The organism is Ancylobacter mangrovi (assembly GCF_024752335.1).
GTDB lineage: Bacteria > Pseudomonadota > Alphaproteobacteria > Rhizobiales > Xanthobacteraceae > Ancylobacter > Ancylobacter mangrovi.
Map to the genome: position 1 here is coordinate 98,315 of NZ_JANTHY010000007.1, position 15,459 is coordinate 113,773.

The 15,459-nt window shown below is 68.5% G+C and carries 17 protein-coding genes; 6 read left to right on the forward strand and 11 right to left on the reverse strand.

The annotated features are described in order from the left end of the window. Positions 1-193: 193 nt before the first annotated feature. The 3 genes from NVS83_RS17640 to NVS83_RS17650 all read right to left on the reverse strand — a co-directional run bounded on the left by NVS83_RS17640 (position 194) and on the right by NVS83_RS17650 (position 2,869). The gene (locus tag NVS83_RS17640) at positions 194-883 is read right to left on the reverse strand and encodes a response regulator transcription factor (protein ID WP_258740480.1); all 690 of its coding nucleotides are present in this window, start codon (positions 881-883) and stop codon (positions 194-196) included. Then, positions 880-2,466 (reverse strand): sensor histidine kinase, encoded by a 1,587-nt coding sequence (locus tag NVS83_RS17645; protein WP_258740481.1) that lies wholly within the window; start codon positions 2,464-2,466, stop codon positions 880-882. The genes NVS83_RS17640 and NVS83_RS17645 overlap by 4 nt, the downstream gene beginning before the upstream one ends. A gap of 193 nt (positions 2,467-2,659) precedes the next feature. After that, positions 2,660-2,869, reverse strand: a complete 210-nt coding sequence (locus tag NVS83_RS17650; RefSeq protein ID WP_258733398.1) for a hypothetical protein — start codon at positions 2,867-2,869, stop codon at positions 2,660-2,662. A gap of 506 nt (positions 2,870-3,375) precedes the next feature. On the opposite strand from NVS83_RS17650, the gene fae reads away from it, so the two are divergent. Continuing rightward, complete coding sequence (gene fae, locus NVS83_RS17655; RefSeq protein WP_258733399.1) at positions 3,376-3,882, forward strand: formaldehyde-activating enzyme; 507 nt, start codon at positions 3,376-3,378, stop codon at positions 3,880-3,882. Positions 3,883-4,081: 199 nt separating this feature from the next. Here the strand turns inward: fae and NVS83_RS17660 are convergent, their stop codons facing one another. From NVS83_RS17660 to NVS83_RS17675, 4 genes are read right to left on the reverse strand one after another with little or no spacing between them, the layout of a single operon-like run. Further along, positions 4,082-4,834 carry an ABC transporter ATP-binding protein gene (locus NVS83_RS17660; RefSeq protein ID WP_374115087.1) on the reverse strand — a complete coding sequence of 251 codons (753 nt, stop codon included), beginning with the start codon at positions 4,832-4,834 and terminating at the stop codon, positions 4,082-4,084. Continuing rightward, complete coding sequence (locus NVS83_RS17665; protein ID WP_258740484.1) at positions 4,822-5,571, reverse strand: ABC transporter permease; 750 nt, start codon at positions 5,569-5,571, stop codon at positions 4,822-4,824. The genes NVS83_RS17660 and NVS83_RS17665 overlap by 13 nt, the downstream gene beginning before the upstream one ends. 7 nt (positions 5,572-5,578) lie before the next feature. Beyond that, entirely contained in the window at positions 5,579-6,580 is a 1,002-nt protein-coding gene (locus NVS83_RS17670) for an ABC transporter substrate-binding protein (protein ID WP_258740485.1), read from the reverse strand. An 11-nt stretch (positions 6,581-6,591) separates the two neighbouring features. Next, positions 6,592-7,143 (reverse strand): DUF3280 domain-containing protein, encoded by a 552-nt coding sequence (locus NVS83_RS17675; protein WP_258740487.1) that lies wholly within the window; start codon positions 7,141-7,143, stop codon positions 6,592-6,594. A 262-nt stretch (positions 7,144-7,405) separates the two neighbouring features. On the opposite strand from NVS83_RS17675, the gene NVS83_RS17680 reads away from it, so the two are divergent. The 5 genes from NVS83_RS17680 (at position 7,406) to NVS83_RS17700 (ending at position 12,500) form a co-directional block, all read left to right on the forward strand. Continuing rightward, positions 7,406-8,737 (forward strand): lanthanide ABC transporter ABC transporter substrate-binding protein PedA1, encoded by a 1,332-nt coding sequence (locus tag NVS83_RS17680; RefSeq protein ID WP_258740488.1) that lies wholly within the window; start codon positions 7,406-7,408, stop codon positions 8,735-8,737. 27 nt (positions 8,738-8,764) lie between these two features. After that, positions 8,765-9,751, forward strand: coding sequence for a PQQ-dependent catabolism-associated beta-propeller protein (locus NVS83_RS17685; protein ID WP_258740489.1), 987 nt, complete (start codon positions 8,765-8,767; stop codon positions 9,749-9,751). A gap of 146 nt (positions 9,752-9,897) precedes the next feature. Further along, the gene (locus NVS83_RS17690; RefSeq protein ID WP_258740491.1) at positions 9,898-10,683 is read left to right on the forward strand and encodes a lanthanide ABC transporter ATP-binding protein PedB/LutE; all 786 of its coding nucleotides are present in this window, start codon (positions 9,898-9,900) and stop codon (positions 10,681-10,683) included. Between the two features lie 116 nt (positions 10,684-10,799). Next, entirely contained in the window at positions 10,800-11,615 is an 816-nt protein-coding gene (locus NVS83_RS17695; protein ID WP_258740655.1) for a lanthanide ABC transporter permease protein PedC, read from the forward strand. 93 nt (positions 11,616-11,708) lie between these two features. Beyond that, on the forward strand, positions 11,709-12,500 hold the full coding sequence (locus NVS83_RS17700) for a hypothetical protein (protein WP_258740492.1): 792 nt from the start codon (positions 11,709-11,711) through the stop codon (positions 12,498-12,500). A 19-nt stretch (positions 12,501-12,519) separates the two neighbouring features. On the opposite strand, the gene NVS83_RS17705 is transcribed toward NVS83_RS17700, so the two are convergent. The 4 genes from NVS83_RS17705 to NVS83_RS17720 all read right to left on the reverse strand — a co-directional run bounded on the left by NVS83_RS17705 (position 12,520) and on the right by NVS83_RS17720 (position 15,256). Continuing rightward, entirely contained in the window at positions 12,520-13,083 is a 564-nt protein-coding gene (locus NVS83_RS17705) for an HXXEE domain-containing protein (RefSeq protein ID WP_258740493.1), read from the reverse strand. 65 nt (positions 13,084-13,148) lie between these two features. Beyond that, the gene (locus tag NVS83_RS17710) at positions 13,149-13,775 is read right to left on the reverse strand and encodes a PQQ-dependent catabolism-associated CXXCW motif protein (RefSeq protein WP_258740494.1); all 627 of its coding nucleotides are present in this window, start codon (positions 13,773-13,775) and stop codon (positions 13,149-13,151) included. A gap of 28 nt (positions 13,776-13,803) precedes the next feature. Beyond that, a complete protein-coding gene (locus NVS83_RS17715; protein ID WP_258740495.1) occupies positions 13,804-14,661 on the reverse strand; it encodes a substrate-binding domain-containing protein in 858 nt (285 codons plus the stop codon). A 4-nt stretch (positions 14,662-14,665) separates the two neighbouring features. Next, on the reverse strand, positions 14,666-15,256 hold the full coding sequence (locus NVS83_RS17720) for a c-type cytochrome, methanol metabolism-related (RefSeq protein ID WP_258740496.1): 591 nt from the start codon (positions 15,254-15,256) through the stop codon (positions 14,666-14,668). Between the last annotated feature and the right edge of the window lie 203 nt (positions 15,257-15,459).

A 15,459-nucleotide genomic window follows, 5' to 3' on the forward strand; every position in this document is an offset into this window, starting at 1 on the left:
TTTCCACGTTGCTTCTAAGAAAATCATAAGAAGCTCTATGGACTTGCGGTTGTTTTACCGCATGAATGAGTGTGGTGATTATTCCCGAAGACGTCAAGTATTGCTTCGGGAATTGACCTGGAACGTCATTCCAGGTCTACATTATGCCACGCCAGATCCTTCATCGTGCGCGACCGGTCCGCGCGAACCCGCCTCAGACCGGCTCCGGCTCGAACATGAAGCCGCGACCGCGCACGGTGACGATCATGTGCACCCCTTCCGGCAGTGCTTCCGCCAGCTTGTGGCGGAGATAGCCGACATAGACGTCGACCACGTTGAGCGAGGCGCCGCCATGTCCGGCCCACAGGGCCGTGAAGATGTCGGCGCGCGCCAGCGGCTCTCCGGCATGACGCATCAGCAGCGCCAATAGTTCCACTTCACGTTCGGTCAGACGAACACGCGTCGCGCCGACCTGCGCCTGCCGGGTCTCGAGGTCGAGCGTCAGCGATCCGGCGGTCAGGACCCGCGGCTCCGCGTCGTCATTGGTCCGGCGCAGCGCCTGCACCCGCACCCGCGCCAGCAGCTCCTCGAAGGCGAAGGGCTTGACGATGTAGTCGTCCGCGCCGGCCAGCAGGCCCTCGGTGCGCTCGTTCACGCTGGAGCGGGCGGACAGCATGATGATGGGTGCGGTCTGGCCGCCGGCGCGCAGGGCGCGGCAGACCTCGATGCCGGAGCGCCCCGGCAGCATCACGTCGAGGATGATCGCCTCCAGCGGCTTGCCGTTGGCGGCCTTCAGCGCCTCCTCGCCGTCGCCGACGAGCTCGACCTGATAGCTCTCCGAGGCGAAGCCCCGGCGCAGCAACGACCCGATATCGGGATCGTCCTCGACGATGAGAATGGTCATTGGGCGGCCTCCAGGCGGATGTCGGTCTCAGGCGAAGGAAGGCGGATCGTCACGCGGGTGCCGCTTCGCGCCCCCTCCTCCCGGCCGGTCTTGCTTTCTATGTCGATCCGACCGCCGTGGCGGTCGATGATCCATTTGGCGAGGGCGAGCCCGATGCCGAAGCCGGTGCCCTCGTGCTGTCCCGCCACGCCGCGCCAGAAGCGCTCGAACACGTGCGGCAGCTCGGCCTCGGGAATGCCCGAGCCCTCGTCGCGCACCGTCAGCACGACCATGCCGGCCTCGCGGCCGGCCTCGATGCCGATGCTCCCGCCGAAGGACGAATGGCGTATCGCGTTCGCCACCAGGCCGTCCAGCGTCTGGCGCAGCCAGTCGCGGTCGGCGTTGAGCAGCAGCCCCTCCTCCGCCTCGGCGAGTTCAAGGGTGAGCCCCGCCGCCCGCGCCAGCGGGCCCATGCTCTCGCGCACGTCCTCCATAAGGTCGCGCACCGGGAAGAGCGAGCGCTCGAGCTCGATCTGCCCGCTTTCCGAGCGGGCGATCCGCAGCAGGTCCTCCACCCGCCGGTGCAGCTTGCGGGCCCGGGTCTGGATGGTGACCAGTGCCGAGCGCAGCTCCGCCTCGGGCGGATGGGCGGCACGCAGCGTGATCTCCGCCTCGCCGAGGATAACGGTCAGCGGGGTGCGCAACTCATGGCTGACATCGGTGAAGAAGCGGCGGCGGGCGAGGTCGACGCTCTCCAGCCGGGCATTGGCGGCCCGCAGCTCCGCGGTGCGCGAATCCACGGTCTCCTGCAGCATCTTGCGCGCCGCCACCAGCCGGCCCTCGCGGCGGGCGAGATGCGCCGCCATGCGGTTGAACCGCGCCATGGCGAGGCTGAGCTCGTCATGGCCGGTGACGGTGAGGCGGGTATCGGAGCGTCCCTTGGCCAGCGCCGAGGCGGCGGTGGCGACGTCGGCGACGCGATGCACCAGCGAGCGGCCGAGCCGGTGATAGATGAACACCGCGATCAGGAACGCCAGCAGCACGCCGCTGAGCCCCCAGCGCAGGCTGCGCGCGCGAAGCTGCGCCACCGCCGCCTGGGCGTCGTGCGCGGTCGCGCGCTCGTCCTCCATCGCCTGGCCGAGCGGGGCCCCGAAGCCGGCGGCGAACACATCGAGCGCAACCCGCACCCCGTCGGCGGGGTCGGGCCGCAGGAACGCGGTCTCGATCTGGCGGTCGAGGATCTGGAACTGGGCGCCAAGGCGGGCGACGGTGCGGCTGCGCGCTGCCATCAGCGTGCGCTGCTCCTCGTCGCCGAGGCGGCCGACATCGGCCTCCAGCGCGGCCTCGAAGCGCTCGAAGGAGGCCAGCACCGCCTGGCGCGCCACGGTCATGGCGCCCTGCGCGCGCAGGCTCGGGTCCTGCGCCGAGCGCAGCGCCACCAGCGCGTAGTCGCCGATGCGGGCGGAAATGCCGGAAAGCAGCTCAAGCCGGCTCTGCGCGGTGACCAGCCGCTCGACCTGCTGGTTGGCCGCGCCGAGTGTCGTCACCAGCATGAGCGCCGACGCCGCCGTCACCAGTACCGCAACGGCGAGCAGCAGCGCCATACGCGCTCTGAGTGACGAAAAAGACAGGCGCCTCATGCCGCAGTCCCGTTACACCACCTGCGTGAGGTGACGTCAGGATAATTTCACGGACAAGACGCCCGCGCACGCTGCGGCGCAGCACAAATCCGCACCCGCGGCAATGCGCCCGGCGGAAGGCGGGACTCGGGCAATGAAGCGCGGATACCGACCTCGGTCAGATATCCTGCCCGCCGGCGCCCGGCCGCCCGCAACGCCACCTCAGTACCTTCCACTTCGGATGCGTCTGGCTCCATTCGGCGATCGCCGGCATGGCGGACATGACGCACTGGGTCGGCAGCGGCGCCTGCTCCAGCGCGACGGACAGAGCCTCCTCACGGCAGACGCCCGGGCTGGCAACAAGGCAGATAGACAAGATCAGTTCCATAAACCGGTTCCTTTGGCGTGAGCCAGAACCCTCTGCGTTCCCCTTTCCTCCGAAGTGGGCGCCTCGCGGCACCTTCCGGCTTCTTCGGTTCCTTCGGGACGTGCCCCAGAAACCTCTACGCCCCCACATCAGCAAGAATGAGACCAATGCAGTCGGTCGACATGTATACGACAAACGTGGCGCGACCGGATCACTCGATCGCCCTCTGATTGAGCGCCGCCGTGCGATGCTGAATATTCTTTGGTCATGCCGGTAATTTTCGCAGCGGCAGGCTGCGACGAAGGGCCTGTGGCCGGAGCCCCCGGAAACCACCCGCAAGGCGCTGAACGGCCGAAGAATCCCTTGCAGTTAAAGGCGAAGCGAGCCTAGTCTCTCGCCCGTCACGTGTCGGTCGCGCTATCGGGCCAACCGGTTTGGTGTTCCAAACGCTGCAACAAAGATAGCCGGGACATTTGAGAGGGGCATCCCCGCCCCTTGATCATGCAACCCCGTCTGGGAGGATTTAGATGGCCAAGATCAACAAGGTACTCATCGGTGAGTCGCTGGTCGGCGACGGCAACGAAGTCGCGCATATCGACCTCATCATTGGCCCGCGCGGTTCCGCTGCGGAAAGTGCATTCCTCAACGCGCTCACCAACAACAAGGACGGCTTCACCTCGCTGCTCGCGGTGGTGACCCCGAACCTGCTCGCCAAGCCGAACACCATCCTGTTCAACAAGGTGACCATCAAGGACGCCCGCCAGGCGGTCCAGATGTTTGGGCCGGCCCAGTACGCCGTCGCCAAGGCCGTCGTCGACAGCGTCGCCGAAGGCGTGATCCCGGAAGACGAGGCCGACGACCTGTTCATTTCGGTCGGCGTGTTCATTCACTGGGAAGCGGCGGACGACGCCAAGATCCAGCAGTTCAACTACGAAGCCACCAAGCAGGCGATCAAGCGCGCCGTCGACGGCGAGCCGAAGATCAAGGACGTGCTCGCGCAGGCCGGCTCGGCCAAGCACCCCTTCGCGGCTTAGATCGGAAGCAACCCTGGGCAGACAACAGCACCGCCCGCGGCGCCTCAGCATCCGAAGGGCCTGCTCCAGCGGTTGGCGGCGATCTTTCTCGACAAGTGACGGCGGCTCCCGCCCTCGCTTTCGCGATGGAGAAGGCGGACCCCGCCCTCTCCGATCCGCCGGCCCCTTCAAGCCCGGAGCGTCGCCGCTCCGGGCTTTTTCATGCCGTCCCAGTTCGTTCGCGGCCGGCGAGCGCCAGCCCGGCCGTGTGGCGGAACGCCTCGACCTTGGCAGGGCTCGCGCGCTCCAGCAGGCCGAGCCTCACCTCGACGTCGCGCGCCACCTGCGCCGGCGTGCCCTCGAGCACGACGATGCGGCTGGCGAGCGCGACCGCCTCATTGCCGTCATGCGTCACGAACAGCACGGTCGCCGCGCGGCGGTGCAGCAGCGCGCGTAACAGTTCGCGCAGCCGCGTCGCGTTGGCCTCGTCGAGCGAGACGAACGGCTCGTCCATCAGCAGCACGTCCGGCTCGATGACGAAGGCCCGCGCCAGCGCCACCCGCCGCTGCTGGCCGAGCGACAGCCGCTCGGGATAGGCGTCGGCGAGATCGGCGAGACCCACCTCCTCCAGCATGGCGCGCCCCGCCTCCAGGCTCGCCGGGCCCGACGGCAGCGGCAGCACGACGTTCTCCAGCACGGTGCGCCAGGGCAGCAGACGCGGGCTCTGGAAGGCGTAGCCGATGCGCGGCGCCGGCATGCCGAAGCGCACCGCGCCCCGGAAGCGGGTGTCGAGGCCGGCCACGATGTTGAGCAGCGTCGTCTTGCCGAGCCCCGACGCGCCGAGCAGCACCAGGAACTCATGCGCTGCGACCTCGAGCCGGAAGTCGCGGAAGATCTCCCGCGCCGGCGCGGCGCCGACCGCCGGAAAGCGCTTCTCGGCGATGTCTATGGTGATCGAGGTCATCGCCGCCACCGGTTCGCCCACCGCTCCCAGGGCTGGAGCAGCGCGATCTCGATAAGCTGGACCACGACGGTGAACGCCAGCGCGTAGGCGAGCACGGTGGCGACGTCGAACAGCTGGAAGGCCGTCTGCAGGGCGAAGCCGACCCCGTTGGAGCGCCCGAGCAGTTCCACCACCAGCACGATCTTCCAGGTCAGCGCGAGCCCGGAACGGGCGCTCGCCGTGAAGAAGGGCACGAGCTGAGGCAGCGTGACCTCGCGCAGCGTCTTCAGCGCCGGCAGGCGGTAGACCCGCGCCATCTCGTCGAGGTCGCGCGACAGCGCCGCCGCGCCCTCGCGCATGGTCACGGCCACATTGGGGATCTTGTTGATCGCCACCGCCGTGATGGCGGCCACCTCGGTGAGGCCGAACCAGACGTAGCACAGGATGATGATCACCAGCGCCGGCATGTTCAGCAGCACGATAAGCCACGGCCCGAACATCTCGTTGAGCTGGCGCGACTGGCCGAGCACGATGCCGACCGCCGAGCCCACCACCATGGCGATGATGAAGCTCGCCGCCACCCGCGCCAGGGTGATGGCGATGTTGTCCTGAAGCGCGCCGCTCGCCGCCTCGCGCTCCATCGCCGCGAGCACCGCACCGGGGCCCGGCAGCAGGGGCGAGGCGATCCACCAGGCACACGCCTGCCAGACCAGGACCAGCGCCAGCAGCGAGGCCGCCGTCAGCAGGAGGCGAAACGCCGTCGACACGCCCCGCTCACTCCCCGGACGGTGCGAACAGGCCGCGGTCGAAGCCCGGATTCGGCCCGACCAGATCCGGCCCGCCGATTGAGGCCAGCACGTCGTAGAGCTTGGCGCAGGACGCGCGCTCGGCCTCGCCGAAGCTGCCGGGAATGCCGGTGCGGTAATAGTCCCGCAGCTTGGCGAACTCGGCATCGTCCGCCGCCTGCATCAGGGGGCGGATACGCACCCAGGCCGCATCGGACGTCGCCAGCACCCGGTTCGCAGCGGCGGCAGCCCGCAGGAAGGCGGCGATCGCCGCGCCCTTCTGCGCCAGGATCGCCTCGCGCCAGACATAGCCGACCAGCGGCGGCGCCGGGTCGATCCCGAGCCCTGCCATGATGTTCTTCACGTCGAACAGGCGCTTGTAGCCCTTGGCGTCGAGCCGCGCCGCATAGGGCCAGAAGGTCAGCACGGCGTCGATGCGGCCGAGCTCGAGCTGCTTGTTGACCAGCGGCGGCGCGCCGTAGACCGGCTCGGCGACCTCGGCGAGATCGGCGTCGATCTGCGTGCGGCCATAGGCGCGCAGCAGCAGCCAGCTCTTGTCGAGCGCGCCGCCCGCCACGCCCAGCTTGCGCCCGCGCAGGTCCGCCAGCGTCTTCACCGGCCCGTCCGGCGCGACCATGAGCGCGCCGAGGGCGTTCGAGAACGGAGCGAAGCGCAGCCGGTCGCCATCCGTGCGCCGGCGCATCGCCCAGAGCCAGTCGGAGACGATGAGGTCGATATCGCCCGCCTGCAGCCCGACCGTCGTCGCCTGCCCGCTGGCGAAATCGACATTGTCGATGACGAGCCCCTCCTTCTCGCCCAGCTTCTCGGCCTCGATGGTGGCGATCAGCCAGTTCAGCGTGCCGAACTTCAGCGCCCCGATGCGCAGCGTCCCGACGGGATTGGCGGGTTGCGCGCGGGCGCTCGGGGGCGCGAGCGCGAGCGCGCCGGTGAGCGCGCCGGCGGAGGCGAGAAGGCTTCGGCGGGACAGCATGGAGTTCGCCCTCATGGCGCGGCCTTGCCGGTCAGCGGCGGATCGAAGAGCCGGTTGCGGGCGAGATAGGACACGCCGCGCATCCAAGATTCGTCGGTGTTGTTGCGGATGTCGACGCTTCCCGCGCGCAGCACCTTGCCCGTCGCCACGTCGCGGAGCTGGAAATTGATGTTGAGGATGAGGTTCGACACCTTCTGCACCAGCCCGATCACCTCGATGTCGGCCCCGAGCCGGCGCGCGATCGGCAGTTCGCAGCTGTTGCAGTTGCGGAATGGTGAGGCGTCGGCGATCTTCGCCTCCTCGGGCGAAAGATCGACCACCTGATAGCCGGCGGCGGAAATCCGGCGGCGCAGCTCGTCGGTGATGAGCGCAAGGCGGTGCGCCTCCTCCGGCTTCGGACCGCCCAGGCTCGCCTCGCCGCTGGTGTCGAACAGCTCGAACGGGAAGACGGCGACGCGGGTCGCCGCCTGCGCGGACCCGGCGACGCCCATGGCCACCAGCCACAGCCCGAGCGCGAGCCCCCCGAACGCGAACCCTCCGGCCGCGCGTGCACCTCTCCTCATCCCGGATGGCTCCCTTCCCGTTTTCTGTCGGTTGCCTGAAATCATACCGTCCGGGACCGGGCCCGCAACTGATCGCGATCAACTTCGCGTCACGATCTCAGGAATATTTATAATATAAACAGAGATATCGACCAGTCTTATTAAATTCTTATTTTCTCTATTGTGTTGAATACTAGGATGCCTTTGATAGAATTTCTCCCGCGGTGACGAAACGTCAATCACACCGTCATGTAATTAAGAACACACAAGGGACGAAACGCCGATGAACTGGATGGCCGGCGCCGCGACCGCGGCACGCCTCTTGAGCTCGCGCTTTCCGGGCTCGCGGCACGGGACCCCCGCTCTTCCGCCCTCCCGCCTTCTGGCCTCTGGCCTGCTGGCCGCCGGCCTCTCGGTGTCCTGCCTCCTTGGCCTGTTCGCCGCGCCGCCCGCCTTGGCCCAGCAGCCCGCGAGCCCGCCGCTGGCGGCCAAGCCGGCCGCGACGATCCCGCCCGAGCAGACCTTCAACATCGGCGTTGTGCGCCAGATTCCCGAGCTGCCGCCCTGGGTGGCGCCGCTGCAGATGCCGCCGGACGATCTCGGCATTGCCGGCGCCGAGCTCGGCATACGCGACAACCTCACCAGCGGGCGCTTCCTCAAGCTCGACTACAAGCTCACCACCGAGACCGTGCCGACCGATGGCGACCCGCTGCCGGTGGCGCAAAAGCTCTACGACGCCGGCAACCGCTTCATCCTGCTCGACGTCCCCGCCGACCAGCTTCTGCGCATCTCCGACGCGATGAAGGACAGCGACGTCATCCTCCTCAATGTCGGCGCCCCCGACGACCGGCTGCGCCAGGAGGACTGCCGCGCCAACGTGTTCCACATCGTCCCCAGCCGGTCGATGCTGACCGACGCGCTGGCTCAGTTCCTCATCACCAAGCGCTGGAACAACTGGTTCCTGATGGTCGGGCGCACCGACGCCGACAAGCTCTATGCCGATGCGGTGCGGCACTCGGCGAAGAAGTTCGGCGGCAAGATCGTCGCCGAGAAGGTCTGGGACTACGGCCCGGACGCGCGCGCCACCGCCCAGTCGGAAGTGCCGCGCGGCACCCAGGTCGGCGAGTACGACATGCTGATCGTGGCCGACGAGCTCGGCGAGTTCGGCGACATCCTGCCCTACAACACCTGGCTCTCGCGCCCGGTGGCCGGCACGCAGGGCCTGATGCCGCTGTCCTGGCACGAGACCATGGAGAACTGGGCCGCCTCCCAGCTCCAGAGCCGGTTCTTCAAGACCACCAAGCGCCTCATGCGCCCGCTCGACTACCAGTACTGGGAGGGCGTGGTCGCCATCGGCTCCGCCGGCATCAAGACCCGCAACAGCGACGTGAAGACCGTGCGCGACTTCATGCTCGGCCCCGGCTACGACCTGCCCGTGTTCAAGGGCGTGGCGGCGACGTTCCGCGGCTGGGACCATCAGCTGCGCCAGCCGATCGTGCTGGCCCAGCCGACCAACATGGTCTCGCTCTCGCCGCAGGAGGGCTTCCTCCACCAGGTCACGCCGCTCGACACGCTCGGCTTCGACAAGCCCGAGACGAAATGCAAATTCAACTAAAAATCATGTAGTTGCCAGGAGGAACCGATGAAACGCCCGGTCACGCTCGCCGCCGGCCTCGCCGCGTTGGCGGGGCTCTTGATGATCGATGCCCTGCCCGCCCAGGCCGGCCCCCGCGCCTTTATCTCCAACGAGCGCGACCACACCATGAGCGTGCTCGACATGGACAGCCTCAAGGTCATCAAGACCATCAAGACCGGCCGCCGGCCGCGCGGCATCACGGCGAGCCCGGACGGCAAGCTGATCTATCTGTGCGCCTCGGACGACAGCCGGATCGAGGTCTATGATTCCCAGACCATGGAGCTGGTGAAGACGCTGCGCTCCGGCCCCGACCCGGAGCTGTTCGTGCTGCACCCCTCGGGCAACCCGCTCTACATCGCCAACGAAGACGACAACATGGTCACGGTGGTGAATGTGAACAATAACGAGCTGGTGGCCGAGATCCCGGTGGGCGTGGAGCCGGAGGGCATGGGTGTGAGCCCGGACGGGAAATATCTCGTCAACACCTCCGAGACCACCAACATGGCCCACGTGATCGACACCAGCAACAACGAGATCATCGAGAACATCCTCGTCGATTCGCGCCCGCGCTTCGCCCAGTTCAGCCATGACGGCAAGCAGCTCTGGGTGTCCTCGGAGGTCGGCGGCACGGTCGCGGTGGTCGACCCGGCGACGTGGAAGATCGTGAAGAAGATCTCCTTCAAGATCCCCGGCGTGGCGGACGAGGCCATCCAGCCGGTCGGCATCCGCCTCACCAAGGACGGCAGCAAGGCGTTCGTCGCGCTCGGCCCGGCCAACCGCGTCGCGGTGATCGACCCCAAGACGCTCGAGGTGGAGAAATATCTGCTCGTCGGCCAGCGCGTCTGGCAGCTCGGCTTCACGCCGGACGAGAAGATACTCGTCTCGACCAACGGCAATTCGAACGACGTCTCGATCATCGATGTGGCGAGCGAGAAGGTCACCAAGTCCATCACCGTCGGCCGCGCGCCGTGGGGCGTGGTGATCGTGCCCTAGCCGGGCGCCGCAGCCGGGCGCCAAACGAGCAAGAGAGGAGCCGGCATGAAAAGAAGTTTCACATGACGACGTTCGCGCGTTCATTCTCCTGAAGATCCGACTGGCCCCGGCCGCGTGCCGGGGCCTTCCTTCCGACCGGACTGCCGATGACGGAATCGCCGACCGCTCCCCTCCCCGACGCTAGGCTCCCCGCCCGCGAGCCGGCGCTCGCCGTGACCGACGTGACCCACAGCTTTGGCAGCCGCAAGGCGCTTGACCGGGTGAGCCTCACCGTTCCGGCGGCGAGTTTCACCGCGCTGCTCGGCCCCAACGGCGCGGGTAAGACCACGCTGTTTTCGCTGGTCACGCGGCTCTACGACAACCGCAGCGGCACGATCCGGGTGCTGGGCTACGACGTGCGGCGCCAGGCCGCCGCCGCGCTCAGCCGGCTCGGCGTGGTGTTTCAGGCCCGCACGCTCGACCTCGAGCTCACCGTGCAGCAGAACCTGCTCTACCACGCCACCCTGCACGGCATGGGCTTCGCCGCCGGGCGCCGCCGGGCGGGCGAGGTGCTGGAGCAGGCGGGCCTTGGCGAGCGCGCCCGCGACAAGGTGCGCACCCTCTCCGGCGGCCAGATGCGCCGGGTCGAGATCGCCCGCGCGCTGATCCACCGCCCCCGCCTGCTGCTGCTCGACGAGCCGACCGTCGGGCTCGACATCGCCTCGCGCGCCGCGCTGCTGGCGCAGGTCCGCGCCCTCGTCGCCGAGGAAGGCATCGGCGTCCTGTGGGCGACCCACATCATCGAGGAGATCTTGCCAAACGACCGGGTGGTGGTGCTCCATCGCGGCCGCGTGCGCGCCGAGGGACGGGCCGGCGAGATTTCCGCCGGCGCCGGCACGCTGGCGGCCGCCTTCCTCGCGCTGGTCGGCGAAGACGCGGAGGTGCCGGCATGAACGCGCGCCGCACCGGCACGCGCGACATCGAGGCGGGCGCCGCGCCCTTGCCCGAACGCGCGCCCGCTCCGCCCCCGTCCGACCAGCGCCATGTGGCACCCACCGAGAGCTTCCGCCTGCCGCTTTCCGGCTACGCCATCTGCCTCGCCGGCATCTGCTGGCGCGAGGGGCTGCGCTTCCTCAACCAGCGCGGCCGGTTCCTGTCGGCGCTGGTGCGTCCGCTGGTGTGGCTTTTCATCTTCGCCGCTGGCTTCCGCTCGGTGCTGGGCGTGTCGATCATCCCGCCCTACGAGACCTACGTGCTCTACGAGGTCTACGTCACGCCCGGGCTGGTGGCGATGATCCAGCTCTTCAACGGCCTGCAGTCCTCGCTCTCCATGGTCTATGATCGCGAGGTCGGGGCGATGCGGATCCTGCTGGTCAGCCCCTATCCGCGCTGGTTCCTGCTGGTCTCCAAGCTCGTCGCCGGCATCTGCGTCTCGCTGCTGCAGGTCTACGCGTTCCTGCTGGTCGCCTGGTTCTGGGACGTCGAGCTGCCGCCGATCGGCTACCTCACCGTGCTGCCCGCGCTCATGCTCTCCGGGCTGATGCTGGGGGCGATGGGCCTGCTGCTGTCCTCGGTGTTCCGGCAGATGGAGAACTTCGCGAGCGTGATGAATTTCGTCATCTTCCCGATGTTCTTCGCCTCCTCCGCGCTCTACCCGCTGTGGCGGGTGCAGGAGAGCAGCCTGGTGCTGTGGTGGATCTGCACGCTGAACCCGTTCTCCTACGCGGTGGAGTTGATCCGCTTCGCGCTCTACGGCCAGTTCAACCCGCTCGCCACGGCCGTGGTGGCCGGCTGCGCGCTGGTCTTTCTCGGCGCCGCCATTTTCGCCTACGATCCTTCCGCCGGCGTGATGGCCCGCCGCGGCGGGCCCGACAACGCCGGATGAGGCCGGCCACCAATTCGATCCGCCGGCCGGCCGCCAGTGCCGGCCGTGAACGACCATAAAAACCAGAACAGAAACGCTTTCGAGGACGCCCCGATGCCCGCACGCCGCTTCCGCCTTCGCCCCGACGCCCCGCTCCGACGTACGGCGCTCTCTGCCGCGCTGTGCGCCGCCGGCGCGCTGGGCCTCGCCTTCGCCGCCGCGCCCGCGCATGCCGCCGGCGGCGCCGACCCGCTGTGGCCCTGCATCCAGCCCAAGGTGCCGACCCTCGCCGCCGGGCAGATGTGGGCCGGCCCCACGATCGAGGGGATCAACTGGCACGACGATCCGAAGGTCGCGGAGCTGGTGCCGATCCTCGCCGCGCGCCGCACGCCGATGGACGAGGCCGACAGCCTCATCAACGCCTTCGCCGCCGACGCCGGCAGCGGCGCCGACAAGAACAAGCGGCTGACCATGCTGTTCGCCGGCGTGTTCGACGAGATCAACACCCAGCGCAGCCGCATCCTCGCCGGCATCGAGCGCTACTCGAAGCACCAGGTCGACCTGTCCAAGCGCATCAAGGAGGAGAGCCTGGAGCTCTCCAGGGCCAAGAAGGCCGAGAAGAAGGCGGCGGCCGGAAAGACCGACGCCAGCGCCCCGGACGCCAAGGCCGCCACCGCGCCGGACGGCGCAGCGCCGAGCGGCGCGGCCGCGGGAGGCTCCAGCACCGCCAGCCAGGGCGGCAATGGTCAGGCAGGCTCGACCGCCGAGTTGGAAAAAGAAGTGCTCTGGGATACCCGCATCTACGACGCCCGCCACCAGGCAGTCTCGGCGGTCTGCGAGAGCCCGGTGATCCTCGAGCAGCGCGTCTTCGCCCTCGCCCGCGCGATCCAGAACGTGATGGACTGAGGCCCGCGCGCCGCGACGCTCAGGCGGGGAGCCGCCTGAGCCGGAACTTCACCTGCGCGATGATGGCGAGGTGCAGCACGAGCGCGCCGGCAAGGCTCCACAGATGGGCGGGAAGCGAGGCGGCGCCAGTCGCGACGACGGCGAACAGCGTCGCCAGACTCAGCGGCAGGAACAGCACCAGCGAGGTCGCGAGGCCGGGATTGTAGCGGCGCAGGCGCGCACCCACCGCCACGTGGGTCAGCGCGTTGACCAGCATGGCATAGGGTACCACCAGCCCGTAGCCCGGCCCATAGGCGAGCGCCGCATAGAAGGCGGCGAGGTTCAGGCCCCAGACGATGGGAAGGTTGACCACCAGCACCGCCATGCGCGTAAGCCCCTCGCGCCCGTCAAACACCACCGTGTTGGCAAAGCGGCGGAAGCGGTCGCCGGCATGCTCCTCGACCTGATGGATCATGTAGCCCGGGCTGTGCAGGAAGATCAGCAGCACCACCGGGGGAAGCGTCAGCGCCGGCACGACCGCCAGCAGCGCCGCTGCCATGAAGCCGGCGCCGGCGACCCAGTGACCCACCAGCCAGTCGCGCATGCGCACCCTGCCCCCGCCTCTCGCAACGGGCTCCGGGCGGGCGCCTGTCGCCTTATTCCTGCGGCTTATTCCTGCGGCTTGGCCTGCTCCACCGGCAAGCCGGCCTGCGCCCAGCCATCGCTGCCGCCAGGGTACCAGACGATGTTGGTATAGCCATACGTCATGGCGCGCTTGGCCGCGTTCCAGCTCATCCAGCAATCGGTCTTGCAGTAGAAGACCAGCGGCGCGTCCTGCCGGCCATCGGCAAGCACGGCGAGGCCGTGGCGGAAATAGTCGTCCATTTCCGCGTTGAGCACGCCGTAGCCGACATTGGGCAGCCACACGCTGCCCGGTACGTTGTCGTGCTTCTTGTCGCGCCAGATGGTGCCGGGCGGAAGGTTTGCCGGCTTCACGTCGCGCGGCAGCACGTCGACGAAGATCGCGGCCTTGTCGCGCCAGAGGCGCTCGGCCTCGGCGGTGTCGATCACGCGCGCGCCCTTCAGCGTCGCCGGGGTCGGCGCGCGATAGGCGTCCATGCGGTAGCCGTCCGGCTCCGGCACGGGCGCCTCCGCTGTGGCGGGCGTGCTCGCCGTGGCGGGCGTGTTCGCCGGGGTCTGCCCCGCCACCGGCGAGAGGGCGAACAGGACCAGGGCCAGACCGACGATGCCGATCCAGGCGAGGCGGGTCAGTGGCGGTTCGTGGTGCGGGCTCATGATGCCTCCCAGTAGCCGCCACCCGGTCTCAGGGCGCCGGCTCGATCGGCCGGTTCTGCGCGTCGAGCAGCGGCACGCCGTACTCTGCGAGAATGCGGTTGATCGCACCCTGCTCCTCGGCGATGAAGCCGTTGAGCTGATGCTTCCAGTTGAGCTCGCCCGGGCGGATGCCGAAGGTGATGCGGTAGACGAGCGAGGGATCGCCCTTCTCCTTCACCAGCGGGGTGACCGTGAGCGGCTCGGACGAGGCCTTGGCGAAATAGCCGCCGATCGGCCCCCACAGGATGCCGGCGTCGATGGTGCCGTCATCGATGTCGGCGATCATCGTCTCGGCCGGGCTGTCGAAGCGCCGGTCGACCATCAGCGAATAGGGCCGCGCCATTCCCATCAGCCCGTTGCGGGCCAGCAGGTCCGCCGGAGGCGTGCCGGCCACCACGCCGATGTGCCGTCCCTTGAGGCGCGGGTCCTCCAGCGTGTCGACGCCGGCGAGGTCCCCGTCTTTCCGGGTGATCAGCACCCAGGCCGACTGGTAGTAGGGATTGGTGTTGAGCACCGGATCCGCGCCGACCACATAGCCCATGACCACGTCGCAAACCCGCGAGCCGAGCGTCTTGCGGTAGAAGCCGGTGGCCTGCGGGAACCAGGTGTAGTCGAGCTCGAGGCCGAGCTTCTTGGCGAGAAGCTCGGCGATCTTGTTTTCGAACCCCTCACCCTCCTCGTTGGTGAAGGGCATGTTGGCGGGATCCGCGCACACGCGCAGGGTCGAGCGATCGACGAGATCGGAGACCTGGGCCGAAGCCGGTGTCACGCCGCCGAGCGCGGCGACCAGCAGCCCGGCCGCCGCCGCGGGCAGGCAGCGCGACGCGGCGCGCGCGAGCGCACCCATCGCCTCAGCCCGCCCGGCCGAAGCACTGGTCCTCGTTTTCCTTGTACGCATTGGACTTGTCCTCGCGCTTGCTCGGCCGGACACGGCCGAGCGCGCCGTCGGCGCGGGCCTTCAGATAGATGTAGATGTCGTCGAGATAGCACATGACGTTCTTGTTCTCGCCGAAGGACGGCATGACCTGGTCCGCCGTGCCCACGCCGATGTTCTTCTTGCCGTTGACGACCGTCTCCATGAACTGCTCGTAGGTCATCGTCTTCAGCGAGTCGGCGAGCGCGGGGGCGTAAGTCGAGCCCATGCCGTCGGGGCCGTGGCAGACATGGCATTCGGCGTGATAGCGCCGGTATCCGCTGTACGTGTACCAGTCGACCGTGCCGTCCTTGCCGATGTTGTAGGTCGGTGTCCCGTCCGGAAGCGTGTACTCGCCCAGATCGTCCTTTTCCTTGGTCACCGGCTCGGCGGCCGAGGCCGGGGCCGCGGCTTCCTGGGCATGGGAGGGGATCGGCATCACGAGGGTGGTCGCGAGGACCAGGGCCGATACGCCGGCGGACGCCGGCAGGATGCCGGAAACAAGCCATCCGCGAACAGGATTCTTCATCGATCAGTCTCCTCAGGGCGCCGCTGGGTCAGGAGGCCGGAGCGCCGGGATCGGCGAGGCCGGCGCGGGCCGGTCACAGGGGGCAGCGTGTGCCTGGATTCGGAATTGTTCTAAGAACTTCATAAACTTGGGTGGCCCGAGACGGCGGGGCCCGGCACACCGGACAAGCCGGCGGCCAGGCCCCCTTCGTTCAGGAGGGCGCC